Source organism: Streptomyces sp. NPDC050211, assembly GCF_040656035.1.
GTDB lineage: Bacteria > Actinomycetota > Actinomycetes > Streptomycetales > Streptomycetaceae > Streptomyces.
Window position 1 is genome coordinate 79,446 of the sequence record NZ_JBFALC010000020.1, and the last position, 16,264, is coordinate 95,709.

General features: G+C 69.6%; 17 protein-coding genes. 4 read left to right on the plus strand and 13 right to left on the minus strand.

Going from position 1 to position 16,264, the window contains the following annotated elements:
* Positions 1-5: 5 nt before the first annotated feature.
* A complete protein-coding gene (locus AB0I98_RS21410) occupies positions 6-785 on the plus strand; it encodes an alpha/beta fold hydrolase (protein WP_362944026.1) in 780 nt (259 codons plus the stop codon).
* Between the two features lie 70 nt (positions 786-855).
* Here the strand turns inward: AB0I98_RS21410 and mnmA are convergent, their stop codons facing one another.
* Entirely contained in the window at positions 856-1,986 is a 1,131-nt protein-coding gene (mnmA, locus tag AB0I98_RS21415) for a tRNA 2-thiouridine(34) synthase MnmA (protein ID WP_362944028.1), read from the minus strand.
* A 60-nt stretch (positions 1,987-2,046) separates the two neighbouring features.
* On the opposite strand from mnmA, the gene AB0I98_RS21420 reads away from it, so the two are divergent.
* Positions 2,047-2,748, plus strand: a complete 702-nt coding sequence (locus tag AB0I98_RS21420; protein ID WP_362944030.1) for a peptidoglycan recognition family protein — start codon at positions 2,047-2,049, stop codon at positions 2,746-2,748.
* Between the two features lie 7 nt (positions 2,749-2,755).
* Here AB0I98_RS21420 and AB0I98_RS21425 read toward each other — a convergent pair whose 3' ends face one another.
* The 3 genes from AB0I98_RS21425 to AB0I98_RS21435 all read right to left on the minus strand — a co-directional run bounded on the left by AB0I98_RS21425 (position 2,756) and on the right by AB0I98_RS21435 (position 4,567).
* Entirely contained in the window at positions 2,756-3,925 is a 1,170-nt protein-coding gene (locus AB0I98_RS21425) for a cysteine desulfurase family protein (RefSeq protein ID WP_362944032.1), read from the minus strand.
* A gap of 175 nt (positions 3,926-4,100) precedes the next feature.
* On the minus strand, positions 4,101-4,367 hold the full coding sequence (locus tag AB0I98_RS21430; RefSeq protein WP_362944033.1) for a DUF4190 domain-containing protein: 267 nt from the start codon (positions 4,365-4,367) through the stop codon (positions 4,101-4,103).
* A gap of 32 nt (positions 4,368-4,399) precedes the next feature.
* The gene (locus AB0I98_RS21435) at positions 4,400-4,567 is read right to left on the minus strand and encodes a hypothetical protein (protein WP_362944035.1); all 168 of its coding nucleotides are present in this window, start codon (positions 4,565-4,567) and stop codon (positions 4,400-4,402) included.
* Positions 4,568-4,688: 121 nt separating this feature from the next.
* Here AB0I98_RS21435 and AB0I98_RS21440 point away from each other — a divergent pair, with 121 nt between their 5' ends.
* On the plus strand, positions 4,689-5,315 hold the full coding sequence (locus AB0I98_RS21440) for a TetR family transcriptional regulator (RefSeq protein WP_362944037.1): 627 nt from the start codon (positions 4,689-4,691) through the stop codon (positions 5,313-5,315).
* 64 nt (positions 5,316-5,379) lie between these two features.
* On the opposite strand, the gene AB0I98_RS21445 is transcribed toward AB0I98_RS21440, so the two are convergent.
* Positions 5,380-5,718: a hypothetical protein gene (locus AB0I98_RS21445; RefSeq protein ID WP_362944039.1), complete on the minus strand. Its 339-nt coding sequence runs from the start codon at positions 5,716-5,718 to the stop codon at positions 5,380-5,382.
* A 192-nt stretch (positions 5,719-5,910) separates the two neighbouring features.
* Positions 5,911-6,768, minus strand: a complete 858-nt coding sequence (locus AB0I98_RS21450) for a thioesterase family protein (protein WP_362944041.1) — start codon at positions 6,766-6,768, stop codon at positions 5,911-5,913.
* Positions 6,769-6,913: 145 nt separating this feature from the next.
* Here AB0I98_RS21450 and AB0I98_RS21455 point away from each other — a divergent pair, with 145 nt between their 5' ends.
* A complete protein-coding gene (locus tag AB0I98_RS21455) occupies positions 6,914-8,122 on the plus strand; it encodes an alpha/beta hydrolase-fold protein (RefSeq protein ID WP_362944042.1) in 1,209 nt (402 codons plus the stop codon).
* Here AB0I98_RS21455 and AB0I98_RS21460 read toward each other — a convergent pair.
* The 7 genes from AB0I98_RS21460 to AB0I98_RS21490 all read right to left on the minus strand — a co-directional run bounded on the left by AB0I98_RS21460 (position 8,031) and on the right by AB0I98_RS21490 (position 16,187).
* Positions 8,031-8,687, minus strand: coding sequence for a trimeric intracellular cation channel family protein (locus tag AB0I98_RS21460; RefSeq protein ID WP_362944044.1), 657 nt, complete (start codon positions 8,685-8,687; stop codon positions 8,031-8,033). The genes AB0I98_RS21455 and AB0I98_RS21460 overlap by 92 nt on opposite strands.
* Positions 8,688-8,766: 79 nt before the next feature.
* On the minus strand, positions 8,767-9,990 hold the full coding sequence (locus AB0I98_RS21465; protein ID WP_362944046.1) for a dipeptide ABC transporter ATP-binding protein: 1,224 nt from the start codon (positions 9,988-9,990) through the stop codon (positions 8,767-8,769).
* An 11-nt stretch (positions 9,991-10,001) separates the two neighbouring features.
* Entirely contained in the window at positions 10,002-11,099 is a 1,098-nt protein-coding gene (locus tag AB0I98_RS21470; RefSeq protein WP_362944048.1) for an ABC transporter ATP-binding protein, read from the minus strand.
* Positions 11,096-12,094, minus strand: a complete 999-nt coding sequence (locus AB0I98_RS21475; RefSeq protein WP_362944049.1) for an ABC transporter permease — start codon at positions 12,092-12,094, stop codon at positions 11,096-11,098. Before AB0I98_RS21475 ends, AB0I98_RS21470 begins: the two co-directional genes overlap by 4 nt.
* 111 nt (positions 12,095-12,205) lie before the next feature.
* Positions 12,206-14,002: an ABC transporter substrate-binding protein gene (locus AB0I98_RS21480; RefSeq protein WP_362944051.1), complete on the minus strand. Its 1,797-nt coding sequence runs from the start codon at positions 14,000-14,002 to the stop codon at positions 12,206-12,208.
* A 69-nt stretch (positions 14,003-14,071) separates the two neighbouring features.
* Positions 14,072-15,079, minus strand: coding sequence for an ABC transporter permease (locus tag AB0I98_RS21485; protein WP_362944053.1), 1,008 nt, complete (start codon positions 15,077-15,079; stop codon positions 14,072-14,074).
* A 316-nt stretch (positions 15,080-15,395) separates the two neighbouring features.
* Positions 15,396-16,187 carry an enhanced serine sensitivity protein SseB C-terminal domain-containing protein gene (locus AB0I98_RS21490; protein WP_362944055.1) on the minus strand — a complete coding sequence of 264 codons (792 nt, stop codon included), beginning with the start codon at positions 16,185-16,187 and terminating at the stop codon, positions 15,396-15,398.
* Positions 16,188-16,264 lie beyond the last annotated feature (77 nt).

Genomic DNA, 16,264 nt, shown 5'->3' on the forward strand with positions numbered 1-16,264 from the left:
CCGGCATGGACAAAAAGACGCTTTCGCGCGACGGCACCCCGATCGCATACGAACGCACGGGCCGGGGCCCGGCGGTCGTTCTGGTGAGCGGCGCGATGTCCACCGGCCACACGGTGGCACCGCTGGCCGGGCAGCTCGCCGACGGCTTCACGGCCGTCGTGTACGACCGCCGGGGGCGCGGCGAGAGCGGTGACACGCCGCCGTACGCGGTGCAGCGGGAGATCGAGGACCTCGCGGCGCTCATCGAGACGGTCGGCGGTCAGGCGGCGCTGTACGGCATCTCGTCGGGCGGCGCGCTGGCCCTCGAGGCCGCGGCGAGCGGGCTGCCGGTCAGCAAAGTCGCGGTCTACGAGACGCCGTTCGCGGTGTACGAGGGCGGAGCGCAGGAACGCGCCGAGTACACCGAAGGGCTGACTCGGGCACTGGCGGAGGGGAGGCGCGGCGACGCCGTCGAGCTGTTCCTGCGGCTGACCGGGCTGGCCGAGGAGATGATCCAGGGCGCCCGCCAGTCCCCCATGTGGGCCGGCATGGAGTCGATCGCGCCGAGCCTGGGGTACGACAACGCCGTCATGGGCGACGGACTCGTCCCCCGGCACCGGCTGGCCGCGATCACCGTCCCCGTCCTGGCCGTCGCGGGCGACGAGAGCCCCGCGTGGCTGAGCGAGGCGGCGCAGGCGGTCGCGGAGGCGGTGCCCGACGGGACGTACCGGAGCCTGGAGGGGCAGACGCACCTGGTGGATCCGCAGTCCCTGGCGCCGGTGCTCGCCGAGTTCTACGCGCAGTAGCGCAGTAGGCGGGCATCCGCCGACGGGCACGCGCGCGTGGAGGGCGGTTACGCCGTACGTCCCGCGCGGGTCACGCCGGTACGGCCTTCGCCCGCGTCGTCGACGCGATCGTCGCCGAGCCCACCACGCGCGTGCCGTCGTACAGGACGATCGCCTGGCCGGGGGCGACTCCACGGACCGGGACGGTGAACGACACCTCCAGGGAGCCGTCGATCAGTTCGGCGGTGACCTCGGTCTCGCCGCCGTGGGCGCGGAGCTGGGCCGTGTAGGTGCCGGGGCCGGAGGGGGCCGCGCCGCACCAGCGGGGCTTGATCGCGGTCAGTGCGGTGACGTCGAGGGCGGAGACGGGGCCGACGGTCACCGTGTTGTCCACCGGGGAGATGTCGAGGACGTAGCGCGGCTTGCCGTCGGGGGCCGGGTGGCCGATCCGCAGCCCCTTGCGCTGGCCGATGGTGAAGCCGTACGCGCCCTCGTGCGTGCCCAGCTTGGCGCCGGACTCGTCGACGATGTCGCCCTCCGCCTTGCCCAGCCTGTTGGCCAGGAAGCCCTGGGTGTCGCCGTCGGCGATGAAGCAGATGTCGTGCGAGTCGGGCTTCTTGGCCACCGCCAGCCCCCTGCGCTCGGCCTCCGCGCGGATCTCGTCCTTCGTCGTCACGGTGTCGCCGAGCGGGAACATCGCGTGGGCGAGCTGCCGGTCGTCCAGGACGCCGAGGACGTACGACTGGTCCTTCGCCATGTCGGAGGCGCGGTGCAGTTCGCGGGCGCCGTCCTCGTTCACGATCACCTGGGCGTAGTGGCCGGTGCACACCGCGTCGAAGCCGAGCGCCAGGGCCTTGTCCAGGAGGGCGGCAAACTTGATCTTCTCGTTGCAGCGCAGGCAGGGGTTCGGAGTGCGGCCCGCCTCGTACTCGGCGACGAAGTCCTCGACCACGTCCTCGCGGAAGCGGTCGGCGAGGTCCCAGACGTAGAAGGGGATGCCGATGACGTCCGCGGCGCGGCGGGCGTCGCGGGAGTCCTCGATGGTGCAACAGCCGCGCGCGCCCGTACGGAAGGACTGCGGGTTCGCGGAAAGCGCGAGGTGGACGCCGGTCACGTCGTGGCCCGCCTCGGCGGCGCGGGCGGCGGCCACGGCGGAGTCCACGCCGCCCGACATGGCGGCGAGTACGCGGAGGGGGCGGGGGCGCTGCGGGATCTCAGTCATAACCCTTCCAGGGTAAGGGCCCGCGGGAACCAAGGCCGCCGAGTATCCGTTCACGATCACATGGGGGCGAGAAGAGCGACCAAGGACTCCGGGAACACGGCTGAGAACTCCGGGGGCAAGGACGGCGACCGGCGCATCGGGCGGCGGGCGCTGCTGGCCGGCCTGGGCGCGACCGCGGTGGGCACGGCCGTGCTGGCGCGCGACGAACTGGGGCGCCTGTGGTGGCGGGTGCCGGGGGTGGAGAAGCCGCGCAAGGCGGGCGCGGTCGACTACGCGGGCGCCCGGTGGGAGGCGGCGTCGGACGCCAACTGGCGGCTGGCGGACCGGCCCGACGACTACGGCGTCGACATGGTGATCATCCATGTCACCCAGGGCAGCTTCGACAGCGCGGTGAAGGCCTTCCAGGACCCGGGCCACCAGGCCGCGGCCCACTACATCGTCGCCCAGGACGGACGCGTCCTGCAGATGATCCGCGAGCTGGACGTGGCGTACCACGCGGGCAACCGCGACTACAACGAGCGGAGCATCGGCATCGAGCACGAGGGCTTCGTGGACCGGCCCCAGGACCTCACGGACGAGATGTACGAGGCGTCGGCGCGGCTCACGGCCCGGATATGCGCGCGGTACGACATACCCGTCGACCGCGAGCACATCATCGGGCACGTGGAGGTACCGGGCACGGACCACACCGACCCCGGGGAGCACTGGGACTGGGACCGGTACATGAAGCTCGTACGGCAGGCCCGTACGGCGTCGGCCTGACGCCGGTCTAGGTCAGCCCCGCCGCGCGGGCCCGTTCCACCGCCGGGCCGATGGCCTTGGCCAGCGCCTCCACGTCGGCTTCCGTGGAGGTGTGGCCGAGGGAGAAGCGGAGGGTGCCGCGGGCGAGGTCCGGGTCGGTGCCGGTGGCCAGGAGGACGTGGCTGGGCTGGGCCACGCCGGCGGTACAGGCCGAGCCGGTGGAGCATTCGATGCCCTGGGCGTCCAGGAGCAGGAGCAGCGAGTCTCCCTCGCAGCCAGGGAAGGTGAAGTGGGCGTTCGCCGGGAGGCGGCCCTCCCGTGCGGGGTCCCCTCCGAGCATCGCGTCCGGGACCGCCGTACGCACCGCCTCGATCAGGTCGTCCCGCAGGCCGCCGATCTCCCGGGCGAACCACTCGCGCTGTTCGGCGGCGAGGCGGCCGGCGACCGCGAAGGAGGCGATGGCCGGGACGTCGAGGGTGCCGGAGCGGACGTGGCGCTCCTGACCGCCGCCGTGCAGCACCGGTACGGGGCTGTACTCGCGGCCGAGGAGCAGGGCGCCGATGCCGTACGGGCCGCCGATCTTGTGGCCCGAGACCGTCATCGCGGCGAGGCCGGAGGCGGCGAAGTCGACGGGGACCTGGCCGAAGGCCTGGACGGCGTCGGCGTGCAGGGGGACATCGAACTCGGCGGCGGTCTCGGCGAGTTCGCGGATCGGCATGACCGTGCCGATCTCGTTGTTCGCCCACATGACGGTGGCCAGGGCCACGTCGTCGGGGTTGCGGGCGATGGCTTCGCGCAGCGCCTCGGGGTGGACCCGGCCGTACGGGTCGACCGGGAGGTACTCGACCGTGGCGCCCTCGTGTTCGCCGAGCCAGTGCACGGCGTCCAGAACGGCGTGGTGTTCGACGGGGCTCGCGAGGACCCGGATGCGGGCCGGGTCGGCGTCTCGGCGGGACCAGTACAGGCCCTTGACGGCGAGGTTGTCCGCCTCGGTGCCGCCGGAGGTGAAGACGACCTCGCTGGGGCGGGCGGCGAGGGCTTCCGCGAGGGTTTCGCGGGCCTCCTCCACGGTTCGCCTTGCCTGGCGGCCCGATGCGTGGAGGGAGGACGCGTTGCCGGTGACGCCGAGGTGCGTGGTGAGTGCCTCGACTGCCTCGGGGAGCATCGGGGTGGTTGCGGCGTGGTCGAGGTATGCCATGGTGACGCCGATTCTACGGGGCCGCTGCGCTCGGCTTGGGCGACGGTTGTGCCTGGACCCCGTTGCGATGCGCCCGGCGCTGCAGGCTGTGCCCACCCTCCCCCACTCTCGGCTTCGCTCGAGCGGGGGGGACCCCCATCGCCCTGCGGAACGACTGCCCACAGCGGTACAGCGGTCAGAAGCTCCAGGACACCGTGTTGTCCGCCTGCATGAAGGCCACCAGGACCACTAGGTCGGCGATTCCTAGGCCCAGGCCCAGGTAGGCGCGGCCCTTGCGGGTCGTGCCGCGCCAGAGGGCTGCGGAGGCGAGGGCGATGGCGATCGGGCCGAGGAAGACGTTGAGGACGAGGAGGCCCACGAGGCCGAGGATGAAGGAGGCGACGGCCATGCCGTCGGTGTCGCGGGCGGTGGTCTGACGGGTTGCAGGTGCGGTGAGTTGCATGGTGATCAGCTCCCGACGGGCTGGATGAGCGGTCAGTTGACGGATGACGCGCGCCGGCGGCCGTGCCGCTCGCGGAGCGCGAAGATGCCGAGCCAGACGGCGATCACTACGGCGGCGACGGCGGTGAAGGTGAGCGGTGCGTGGGCCACGGTGCCCAGCACGACGCCCAGCAGCAGAAGTGCGGCGACGATGAACAGCATGGGTGGGTTCCCCCTCCGTTACGGTTCAGTGAACGGTTGTAGTTACAAGTGTTCACTGACTTGCAAGTCTAGCGCGTCGTACGGCTTTCCAATTACGGAGAACAGTTGTTAACTGCATGGCATGAGTCACACCCTCGGCGTCCGACAGGCCCAGAAACAGAAGACCCGGCAGGCGCTCCTGGACGCCGCCCTGGGGCTGTTGGAGGAGCAGAGCCTGAGCAGCCTGGGCCTGCGTGAGGTCACCCGCGAGGTCGGCGTCGCCCCGACCGCCTTCTACCGGCACTTCCGCTCCATCGCGGACCTCGGCGTCGCACTGGTCGAGGAGGCGCTCGGCAGTCTGCACCCGATGATCCGGATGCTCGTGTCCGCGACGGACGATCCCGACGAACGCATAGCCCGCGCCATCGAGTTGATCGCCGGTCATGTGGAGGCGCACCCCGCCCACATCCGCTTCATCGCCCGAGAGCGCAGCGGCGGGGTCCGGTCGGTGCGCGAGGCCATCCGTGACCAAATCGCCCTGTTCGCCGAGGAGGTGAAGGCCCAGCTGGTCAAGGACCCCCAGGCCGAGGGGTGGACGGACGAGGACCTCTCGATGCTGGCCAGCCTCTACGTCGACCAGATGCTGTTCACGGCCTCCCTCTTCCTGGAGGCCCTGGACGCCCCGCCGGAGGAGCGCGAGCGCGTCGCCCATGTCGCGAGCCGGCAACTGCGGCTCATCAGCATCGGCCGGCAGCACTGGCTCGACTGACACGCACGGAAAGGCGGCGCCCCCGCTGACCGGGGGCGCCGCCGTCGTCGTACGAGATCCGTGGTCAGCTCTTCGTGGCCTGTGCGGTCGGCCGGCCGCTCGGCTGACCGCTGGGGGCGCCACCGCCCCCGCCCGGGCCGCCACCGCAGCCGCCACCGCCGGGACCGCCCTGCCCGCCGCCGGGAGCACCGGACGGCACGCCCGAAGGCGCGCCGGAGGGATTGCCGCTGGGCATGGCGGACGGGTTGCCGCTCGGCATTCCGGACGGACAGGCCGTCTGCTGCTGCCCGGAGTTGCCGCTGTTCGAGGTGGACGACGAGTCGTCCGAACCGCCGCAGGCCGTGAGCAGCAGCGGCGACAGTGCCAGCAGGGCCACGGCGGGGACGAGGCGCGCACGCTTCATGAGAAACAACTCCAAGAACGATGAGGGAGTCCTGAGGCGGGCACTCAATCAACGGCGCTTAGGGCTTCCTTGGGGCCGCCCTGTACGAGGCCTGTCAATCCGGCAAAGTGCGTCTCAACACAACGCGCTGACCTGCGGATTCACGGCAGGCACGACCCTACTCGCCGGTACAGCCCCGTGACAGAAGCGTCATCAGAGCCGGACGCGCGCCAACTGCCGTGACTGCGCGACCAGTCGGTCCTCGCTGTCCCAGACCTCGGCGTCCTCCTCCAGGAAGCCGCCGGCGAGGTTGCGGGTGGTGAGGGACACCCGCAGCGGGCCCGGTGCGGGGCGGCAGCGGACATGGACGGTCAGCTCGACCGTGGGGACCCAGCCGCCGAGGCCGAGCTCGAAGGCGGTCGGCGGCAGCGCGTCCACCGCGAGGAGCAGCGAGAAGGGGTCGGCGTCGCGGCCGTCGGCCAGCCCGAACCAGGCCCGCATCTCGCCCTTGCCGGACGGGGATCCGAGCGCCCAGCCCAGGGTCGAGGGGTCGAGCTTCATCATCAGCCGGTCGGTGATCGCGGGGGTGCCGGAGGCCGGGGCCGGTCCGTCCTCAGGGCCGAAGCACTGGTCCATGGGCGGGATCGCGGGCGGCAGGGCCGCCGTACGGACGTCGTCCGGCAGGGTGTCGAGGTCGCCGAATGAGGCGATGACGCGGATGCGTTCGACTTCGCGGCCCTCGTCGTCGTACTGGAAGAGGGAGGCCTGGCCGGTGGAGAGGGTGCGGCCGGTGCGGACGACGTCCGTGCGGACGGTCGCGGGGCCGGGGCGGGAGGCGGTGAGGTAGTGCGCGGAGACGGTGAAGGGGTCGCCGTGCGGGAGCGTGTCCGCGAGGGCGCGGCCCAGGACGGCCAGCAGATAGCCGCCGTTGACGGCGTTGAGGATCGTCCAGCCGGCGGAGAGGTCGATGTCGTAGACGCCGGGTCCGCGTGGGGTGAGCGCGGTGTCGCGGTCGAACTCGCTGTCGCCGATCGTGGCCCGGGCGGCCGGGGCGGAGGCTGCTTCTGGCATGGCTGAACGGTACAACAGGTAAATACTAAGCGGTAGCTTTTCTCGGGCCCCGAGCACCCCTCTCCTGGTGAGGACCGCGCAATTTCTCGGTAAGTGTCCGTACTGGTCCGTAAACCTGAGGCCGTCTCTTCCCCTCTGTAGGGACATGAGCCTCACCGGGACCCCGTTCCTCTACACCCTGGTCGCGCTGTCCCTCGTCGCCGTCGCGCTGCCGCTCGTCCTCTGGTCGCGGATCCGCGGCCCCCGGGCCCTGCGCGCGCTGGCCCGGATGCTGATGCTGCTGTTCGCCCAGGGCACGGCCGTCGCGCTCGTCTTCGTGCTGGTCAACAACCAGAACATGCTGTACGACAACTGGGGCGATCTGCTCGGCACCAGCGACCACGTGGAGCAGGCCGCCGACCTCGGCCCGGACGGCACGGGCGGCATCTCCCTCAAGGACCTGCCCCCGGTCCGGCAGTCGTTCGCCCCAGCCCTCGGGCCGGGCATGGGTTCGGCCGGCGGTGTGCGCGTCACGCATCTGGCGGGCCGTGTCTCGGGTGTGCGCGCCGAGGTCTACGTCTGGCTGCCGCCGCAGTACGACCAGCCGGCCTACCGGGATCACAAGTTCCCGGTGGTGGAGCTGCTGCCGGGCTATCCCGGTTCGGCGAGGGCGTGGTTCAGGACGATGGACGCGCATGAGCAGCTGCTGCCGCTGATGCGCAGTGGCCGGGTCGCGCCGTTCATCCTGGTGGCGCCGCGCACCACCCTGCTGCCCGGGGTGGACACCGGCTGCGCGAACATCCCGGGCAAGGTGAACGCCGACAGCTGGCTGAGTGTCGATGTGCCACGGATGGTGATGGACAACTTCCGGGCGCAGTCCGCGCCCGAGGGCTGGGCGGTCGCCGGGTACTCGGCGGGCGGGCACTGCGCCACGAAGCTCGCCGTCGCCCATCCCGACCGCTACCGCGCCGCCGTCAGCATGTCCGGCTACAACGACCCGAAGGCCGAGCACGCCGCGCTGACCGCGAAGTCCCCTGCCTTGCGCCGCGCGAACAACCCGTATCTGCTGCTGCGCAAGGCCCCCACCCCGCCTCCGGTCGCGCTCTACCTCTCCGGCCAGCCGCACGACGGGTACGAGGCGGCCATGGCCCTGAAGCAGGTCGCGAAGCCGCCGACGTCCGTGGATGTGGTGTTCGTGCCGCGCAGCGCGGGCGGTCACACGATGGCGCTGTGGGAGCCGCAGGTGGTCCCGGCCTTCGAGTGGCTGACCCGGCAGCTGCCGGTCACTCCTCGCGTACCGTCGAGCGCCGATTCCACGCGCGCGGCGCTCGCCAGTGGAAGCGCATCGCCAGCAACCGCAGCACGAAGGCCGTGAGGGCCGCGAACCCGCTGGCGAGCGGGGTCAGCACGTCGTAGTGGATGCACAGGACGACCATCGTGGCGCCGACGATCGCCGGGACCGCGTACAGGTCGCGGTCCCAGCGCAGCAGCGACGGCACCTCGTTGGCCAGGACGTCCCGCAGCACACCCCCGCCGACCGCCGTCGCCAGGCCCAGCGTCGCCGAGGCGGTCAGGCCGAGCCCGTACTCGTACGCCTTCGTCGTGCCCGAGACACAGAACAGACCGAGGCCCGCCGCGTCGAAGACGTTCACGCCGACCTGGATCCGCTCCACGTGCGGATGCAGGAAGAAGACCAGGAGCGTGGCGAGCAGCGGGGTGAGGAAGTACCCCAGATCCGTGAAGGCCGCGGGCGGTACGGCGCCGATGACCAGGTCGCGGAAGAGCCCGCCGCCGAGCGCGGTGACCTCGGCGAGTACGGCGATGCCGAACACGTCGAAGTTCTTGCGGACGGCCAGCAGCGCGCCGGAGATGGCGAAGACGAAGATGCCGATCAGGTCGAGCGTGTGCTGGACGGATGGGGTGAACAGTTGCTGGAGCACCCGCATATTCTCACCCAGAAGTGAGCCCCCGCCTTACAAACGAAGGCGGGGGCTCACTTAAAGGACTCGCTGAGGGGGCTCACTTCTCCTTGGCGGGCGCCTCGTCCGCGGGGGCTGCGGAGGCTTCGGGCGCCGCGTCCGCAGCGGCCTCCACCTCGGCCGCCACCGCCGCGCTGGTCTCCGCCGACTCCGCGAGCACCTCGTCCGACACCAGCTCCGCCGCCTCCTTGGCCGCGGTGAGCAGGACGGTGTCCTGCGGTGCCTGGTCCTCGAAGTTCTCCGGGTGGTGGCAGGCGACCTGCTGGCCAGGCTTCAGCTCGATCAGCGGCGGCTCGGTGGTCGTGCAGATCTGCGTCGCCTTCCAGCACCGGGTGTGGAAACGGCAGCCGCTCGGCGGGGCGATCGGCGAGGGCACGTCGCCCTTGAGGAGGATGCGCTCGCTCTTGGCGTTCTTGCGCCGCGGGTCCGGGATCGGCACGGCCGACATCAGCGCCTTGGTGTACGGGTGCATCGGCGCCCGGTACAGCGATTCACGGTCGGCGAGTTCGACGATCTTGCCGAGGTACATCACCGCGATCCGGTCCGACACATGCCGGACGACCGACAGGTCGTGCGCGATGATCACGTACGTCAGGCCCAGTTCCTGCTGGAGGTCGTCGAGGAGGTTGACGACCTGCGCCTGGATGGACACGTCCAGCGCGGAGACCGGCTCGTCGGCCACGACCAGCTTCGGGTTGAGCGCGAGCGCGCGGGCGATGCCGATGCGCTGGCGCTGGCCGCCGGAGAACTCGTGCGGATAGCGGTTGTAGTGCTCGGGGTTGAGACCCACCACCGACAGCAGCCGCTGCACTTCCTTCTTGATGCCGCCCTCGGGCGTGACGCCCTGCAGCTTGAAGGGGGCGCCGATGATGGTGCCGATGGTGTGGCGCGGGTTCAGCGACGAGTACGGGTCCTGGAAGATCATCTGGACATCGCGGCGCAGCGGACGCATCCCGCTCACACCCAGGTGCGTGATGTCTTTGCCCTCGAACTCGACTGTCCCGGCGGTCGGTTCGAGCAGCCGGGTGATCAGCCGGCCCATCGTCGACTTGCCGCAGCCCGACTCGCCGACCACACCGAGGGTTTCGCCGGACTTGACCTCGAAGTCGATCCCGTCGACCGCGCGTACCGCGCCGACCTGCCGCTGAAGCAGACCCTTGCGGATCGGGAAGTGCTTCTGGAGCCCGGTCACCTTCAGCAGGGTCTCGCCGGGGGCGACGTCGCCCTTGGTGACCACCGTGCCTGCGCTCTGAGGGATGCTCACTTTGTCCTCGCTCACAGCTTCGGCGCAATCTCTTCGGTCCAGATCCGCTCCCGCTGCTCCGTGGTCATATGGCAGGCGGCCCAGTGCTGGCTGCCGACCTCGGCCAGCTCGGGACGGACCGTGCGGGTGACGTCGCCCTTGGGGATGTCGGCGTACGGGCAGCGCGGGTTGAAGGCGCAGCCGGACGGGATGTTGATCAGGGACGGCGGGGAGCCCTTGACCGGGATGAGCCGCTCCTGCTGCTCACGGTCCAGGCGCGGCATCGAGCCCAGCAGGCCCCAGGTGTAGGGGTGGCGGGGCTCGTAGAACACCTTCTCGGCGGGGCCGCGCTCCACGCAGCGGCCGCCGTACATCACCAGGATGTCGTCGGAGAGCTCGGCGACGACGCCCAGGTCGTGGGTGATGACGATGACCGCGGAGCCGAACTCCTTCTGCAGATCGCGAATCAGGTCGAGGATCTGCGCCTGGACCGTCACGTCGAGGGCGGTCGTCGGCTCGTCCGCGATGAGCAGTTCGGGGTTGTTGACCAGCGCCATGGCGATCATCGCGCGCTGCCGCATACCACCGGAGAACTCGTGCGGGTAGCTGTCGACCCGCTTGTCCGGCTGCGGGATGCCGACCCGGTCGAGCATCTCGACCGCACGCCGCTTGGCGACCTTCTTGTCCACGTTGTGGTGGACGCGGTACGCCTCCACGATCTGCTGGCCGATCGTGTAGTACGGGTGCAGCGAGGACAGCGGATCCTGGAAGATCATCGCCATGTCGCGGCCGCGCAGCTTGCGCACGTGGTCGGGGTCGGCGGAGAGCAACTCGGTGCCGTCCAGCCAGATCTCGCCGGAGATCTGCGCCTTGCGCTTGCCGTACTGACCGGCGGTGTGCAGGCCCATGATGCCGAGCGAGGTCACCGACTTGCCGGAGCCCGACTCGCCCACGATGCCGAGGGTCTTGCCCTTCTCCAGCGTGAAGCTGAGCCCGTCGACGGACTTGACCAGACCGTCGTCGGTCGGGAAGTGCACCTTCAGATCGCGTACTTCGAGGAAGGCGGTCGGGGCGGGCGAGGTGCCGGTGGGCTCCCCGACGGCCGCGCCGGTCTTGCTGAGTTCCGTCATGCGAGCCTCACTCGGGGGTCGATCACGGCGTACAGGATGTCCACCACGAGGTTGGCGAAGAGCACCGCGAGGGATGTGATCAGGGTGACGCCCAGGATGACGGGCAGATCCTGGTTCCTGATCGCCTGAAGCACCGCCTGGCCGAGGCCGGGCAGATTGAACGTCGTCTCGGTCAGGATCGCACCGCCGATGAGGGCGCCGAGGTCCATGCCGAGCATGGTCAGGATGGGCGTCATCGTCGAGCGCATGGCGTGCTTGCCGATGACGGTCTGCTCCTTGAGGCCCTTGGCGCGCGCGGTGCGGATGTAGTCCTCGCCGAGGATCTCCAGCATGGTGGCTCTGGTGATCCGGGCGTACATCGCCGCGTACAGGAACGCGAGGGTGATCCAGGGCAGGATCATGCCGCCGAGCCAGCCGCCGAAGCTGTCTTCGAGGGGCACGTACGACGCGTCGATCCAGTCCAGCCCGAAGGCGAAGATCGCCAGGCTCAGCAGGCCGGTGAAGTAGATCGGCAGGGAGACACCGGCGAGGGCGACGACCATGGCGCCGCGGTCCCACAGGGTGCCCCGCTTGAGCGCGGAGAGCACACCGGCCGCGACACCGAAGATCAGCCACAGCACGGCGGCACCGAGCGCGAGGCTCATGGTCACCGGGAAGCGGTCGGTGAGCACCGGCCAGATGGCCTGCTCACTGCGGAAGGAGTAGCCGAAGCACGGCGCGGCGCACTCGGTGACGTCGCCGCCGCCCGAGTAGGTGCGGCCGATGAAGATGCCCTTGAAGAACTCCCAGACCTGGGCATAGATCGGGTCACTGAGACCCAGCTTCTGCCGGACCGCCTCCACCGAGGCGGGGTCGGCCTGCTTGCCCACGAAGCTCGCGGCGATGTCGACGCCCGCCCACTTGGGGACGAGGAAGAAGATGCCGAAGACCACCATGATGATGACCACGAGCATCACTGCGGCGGCGAACAACCGCCTGATGAGGTAAGCGAGCACAGCTCTCGGCCCGCCGCGGACCGCGGGCCACCGGAGATCGTCCGGTGGCCCACGATCACGCTGCGCCGGCCTTCACCTGCCTTTCGTGCCGTATGGCGGGTGTGCCGGGTGTCAGCTTGCGGACTTCAGACCGAGGTTGACGAAGTCGTACATACCGCTGTAGCCGTCGGTGGTGTAGACGTTCGCCAGGCGGTCGGAGCGCCAGTTGATGAACTTCTCGAAGACGAAGGGCAGGTAGTACGCGCCCTCCATCACCTTGTGGTTGATCTCCGTGGAGATCTCGGTCTTCTTCGCGTCGTCCAGTTCGGTGACGTAGTCGTCGAACAGGCCGTCGATCGTCTTGTCCTTGATCAGCGCGAAGTTGTTGTTACCGCTCTCCAGGATGTACTTGCTGTCCCACAGCGGCATGCCGTAGCCCTGGACGGTCGGGAAGTCCGGGCCCCAGCCCATGATGATGATGCCGTAGCCCTTCTTGATCACGTTGGAGGGGCTGCCGATGATGCCGGAGGTCTGCGAACCGTCGAACTGGTCGATGTCGGCGGTGATGCCGATCTTCTTCAGCGACGCCTGCAGGGACTGGGCGGTGGCCACCTCGACCGGCTTGTTGTTGCGGACGGCGATGGTGGTCTTGAAGCCGTTCGGCTGACCGCAGGCCTTCAGCGCCTTCTTGGCCTCGGCCTCGTTGCCGTCCTTGTTGTCGGTCGCCATCTTGTACGGGTCGTACTTCTGGCCCTCGGAGCCCGGGACGGACGGCGGCAGCATGTTGGTGCCGATGTCACCACCGGCGATGGGGCCACCGCGCGCGGTCTGCAGCGACACGTGGTTGGCACCGTAGATGACGGCCTTGCGGCACTCGATGTTGTCGAACGGCTTCACGCTCTGCGGGAAGACCGCGTAACGGATGTAGCCGGAGACCGGGTTGTCCAGGTTGGCCTTGTGCTCCTTCAGGGCGGTGGTGCGGCCCTGCGGCGACATGCCGGTCTGGTTGATGTCGAGGTCCAGGTCACCGTTGAGCAGGCGCTCGTCCAGCTGGTTGGCGTCCGAGAAGAACTGGACGGTGATCTTGTCCGGGTACGCCTTGCGGACCGGGTCCGACTCCTGCTTCCAGTTCGTGTTGCGGACCAGCGTGATGTCCTTGCCCGGGCTGTACGACTCGAACTTGTACGGGCCGGAGGAGAACGGCTTCAGGCCGTACTTCGACTTGGTGTCCTTGTCCTGACGGACCGGGGACGCCGAGATCAGGGCCAGTACCTCCTCGAAGTCCGAGTTGGGCGTCGGCAGCTTGAAGGTGATGGTCTTGTCGTTCGGCGTCTCGATCGCCTTCAGGCCCAGCTTGTCCTTGGACGTGTCCTTGTACGGACCCTTGTACTCGCCCTCGGGGTCGAGCATGTCCTTCAGGTAGACCGGGCCGCCGGACAGCACGTCCTGCGCCCAGACACGCTCGATGCCGTACTTGATGTCCTTGGAGGTGATCGGCTTGCCGTCCTCCCAGGTGATGCCGTCACGCAGGGTGTACGTGTAGGTCTTGCCGTCGTCGGAGACCTTGGCGAGCCCGGTGGCGAGGTCCGGAGTGAGCTCGGCGCCGGCCTTGCCGGGCTCCGTCTTGCCCGTGACGAGCTGGCGGCTGTAGTAGCGCGCGAAGTTCCACATGAAGCCGTAGTAACCGCGCGTGGTGTCCCACGAGTCGGCGTCCTGGGCGCCACCGAACTTCAGCGTGCCGCCCTTCTTGGCCAGGGAGGCCTGGGCGACCTTGTTGTTGGCGGCGTCGAAGCCGGCCGCGCCGGTCTTCGAGCCCTCGCCGTTGTCGCTGTCGCCACCGCCGCACGCCGCCGTGGTCAGCAGCGCGGCGACCGCGGCGACAGCGGCAAATGCCTGCTTACGCCGCCCTGAGGTGCGTTTGGTAGTCACGATCTCGGATCCTCCGGTTTTGATGAGAGACCCCGTGTCAGTGCCACGGGACGCTTTAGGTACGGCAGTTCAGCGGGAGCCCTTCGGGTCCAGCGCGTCACGCACGCCGTCGCCGAAGAGGTTGAAGGCGAGGACAGTGATGAAGATCGCCACACCAGGGACCACCATGTACATGGGATCCGACTCGTAGTAGTCGATCGCGCTCGCAAGCATCTGCCCCCAGGACGCCGTGGGCGGCTTGACGCCCACGCCCAGGAAGCTGAGTGCCGCCTCGGTGAGGATGTTGGTGGGGATCATCATCGTCGTGTACACGACGATCGGTGCGACGAGGTTGGGCAACAGCTCCTTGAACAGGATGTACAGTCGCCCGGCGCCCAGGGAACGGGCGGCTTCCACGTACTCGCGCTCGCGCAGCGACAGGGTCTGGCCGCGCACCACGCGTCCGATGTACGGCCACCCGAAGAAGCCGATGACCAGGATCATCACGAACACACGCACGCTGGACCCGGTCAGGCCCAGCATCTCGTTCGGCATGACGGAGACCAGCGCGATGATGAAGAGCAGCTGCGGGAAGGCCAGCAGACCGTCCATCACCCGGCTGATGACCGAGTCGACCCAGCCGCCGAAGAAGCCGGCGAGGATGCCGAGGACGGTGCCCAGGATGACGGCGACGACGGCCGACAGGAAGCCGACCAGCAGCGAGATCCGGGCGCCGTAGAGGATGCGGGCGAGGATGTCGCGGCCGTTGACCGGCTCGACACCCAGCAGGTGGTCGCCGCTGATGCCGCCCAGCGAACCCGTGGGGGTGCCGAACAGCGGGTCGATCAGCTCCTCGTGATACTCATTCGGATCCTGCCCGAGCAGGTTGGTGATGACCGGCGCCAGCAGGGCGACCACCACGAGGAGGAGCACCACGGCGCCGCCCGTCAGAGCGAGCTTGTCCCGCTTCAGGCGCTCCCAGGCGATCCGACCCAGGGAGCGACCCTGTACGGCCTTCGCGCCGGTGCCTGCGACCGCCGCTTCCTCGGCCGCGCTCGGGGCCGCCTCGGCGGTCGGCTCGTGCAATGGTGCCGTCATCTGGCAGGGACCCCTCTCAACCGGTGGTAACCGGCCCGCACTTGCCGCTGTGGCGGCGTGATCAGTCCGTCGTACTGGGGTTTCGAACACCCCTGGTGGGGGAGTCTTCAACGCTTTGGCGACGCGTTGCCAGACTTGGCGGTGAAAGGATGCGTAACCGTGATGCGGCGTCCGGGGTTCCGTTATCCGGACAGCGGGTAACGGGGGCCGGACGAGAACAAGTCGGGCATCTGGCGCGAGTCATGGCTTTCCGTCACGGTCTACGCGCGAAGAAGGGCTCCGCCCCTGTGGCGGAGGGTGGCCGCGCGCCATGTGTTCAGTATCCGCCGTGGGCCGGCGGGTAGCCGTACCCGGCCGCCGGCGCCTGGGCCGGGGCCCCGTGGGCCTCGCGGTCGTAGAAGGGGCGGGCCTGGGACCGCATCCACATCGCGACCGGGTCGTACTCGTCGGACATGGCGACCGTCGACACCGGCAGGCCGTCCGGGACCGCGCCGATGGACTGCTGCATCATCGCCCGCACCGAGTCCACGGCGGCCGGGCTGGTGTCGTATACATCGAGGCCGATGGCGAGGTACGGCGCCCCGAGCGCCGGCTGCACCCAGGCGCGGCGCAGAGAGCGGACGGCCGGGGTGCGGTGGGCGTTCTGCGCGAGCAGGGCGTAGAACTGCGGGATCTCGATGCCGGGCTCCGACAGCCGCAACGGCCCCGCGGGCTGCCGCTCCAGGCCGGTGGCGATGCGGCGCAGGTCGAGCCAGGGGATGCCGACGCCGCCGCCGGGCGCGTGCGGGTTCAGCCAGAGGCCGTAGTGGTCGGGGTAGAGCGTGCGGGCGACGTCCACTCCGTCGACGACTTCGTAGGAGCGGTTCCAGCCGCTGGCCGAAAGTTCCTGGGCGGAGGTGACACAGGGGGCGTAGCCGTGGCCGTCGACCTCCATGTTTCCGTACTGCGCGTCCGGTGAGCCTGCCTGGCCGTGCCAGAGGAGCATCCAGACCTGGCCGGCGGAGGGGGTCGCGAGGGCGCGCAGCAGTGCCTCGTAGGCGTCGTAGCGCCCGGGCGTCACCTGGCGCAGCATGTGCTCGACCTGGCCGGTCGCGATGCTGGCGCTCACCTTGTACCGCCCCTTCACTGAGTTTGCCCCGGATATGAAACCAGCTTAAGCGCCCAAGAGGTCGGGGCCGGTTGCCT

What these genes read in the sequence shown, in the direction of transcription:
- AB0I98_RS21410 (WP_362944026.1), top strand. Translation starts at nt 6, where the DNA reads ATGGACAAAAAGACGCTTTCGCGCGACGGCACCCCGATCGCATACGAA.
- mnmA (WP_362944028.1), bottom strand. Translation starts at nt 1,986, where the DNA reads ATGACTGAGATCCCGCAGCGCCCCCGCCCCCTCCGCGTACTCGCCGCC.
- AB0I98_RS21420 (WP_362944030.1), top strand. Translation starts at nt 2,047, where the DNA reads ATGGGGGCGAGAAGAGCGACCAAGGACTCCGGGAACACGGCTGAGAAC.
- AB0I98_RS21425 (WP_362944032.1), bottom strand. Translation starts at nt 3,925, where the DNA reads ATGGCATACCTCGACCACGCCGCAACCACCCCGATGCTCCCCGAGGCA.
- AB0I98_RS21430 (WP_362944033.1), bottom strand. Translation starts at nt 4,367, where the DNA reads ATGCAACTCACCGCACCTGCAACCCGTCAGACCACCGCCCGCGACACC.
- AB0I98_RS21435 (WP_362944035.1), bottom strand. Translation starts at nt 4,567, where the DNA reads ATGCTGTTCATCGTCGCCGCACTTCTGCTGCTGGGCGTCGTGCTGGGC.
- AB0I98_RS21440 (WP_362944037.1), top strand. Translation starts at nt 4,689, where the DNA reads ATGAGTCACACCCTCGGCGTCCGACAGGCCCAGAAACAGAAGACCCGG.
- AB0I98_RS21445 (WP_362944039.1), bottom strand. Translation starts at nt 5,718, where the DNA reads ATGAAGCGTGCGCGCCTCGTCCCCGCCGTGGCCCTGCTGGCACTGTCG.
- AB0I98_RS21450 (WP_362944041.1), bottom strand. Translation starts at nt 6,768, where the DNA reads ATGCCAGAAGCAGCCTCCGCCCCGGCCGCCCGGGCCACGATCGGCGAC.
- AB0I98_RS21455 (WP_362944042.1), top strand. Translation starts at nt 6,914, where the DNA reads ATGAGCCTCACCGGGACCCCGTTCCTCTACACCCTGGTCGCGCTGTCC.
- AB0I98_RS21470 (WP_362944048.1), bottom strand. Translation starts at nt 11,099, where the DNA reads ATGACGGAACTCAGCAAGACCGGCGCGGCCGTCGGGGAGCCCACCGGC.
- AB0I98_RS21485 (WP_362944053.1), bottom strand. Translation starts at nt 15,079, where the DNA reads ATGACGGCACCATTGCACGAGCCGACCGCCGAGGCGGCCCCGAGCGCG.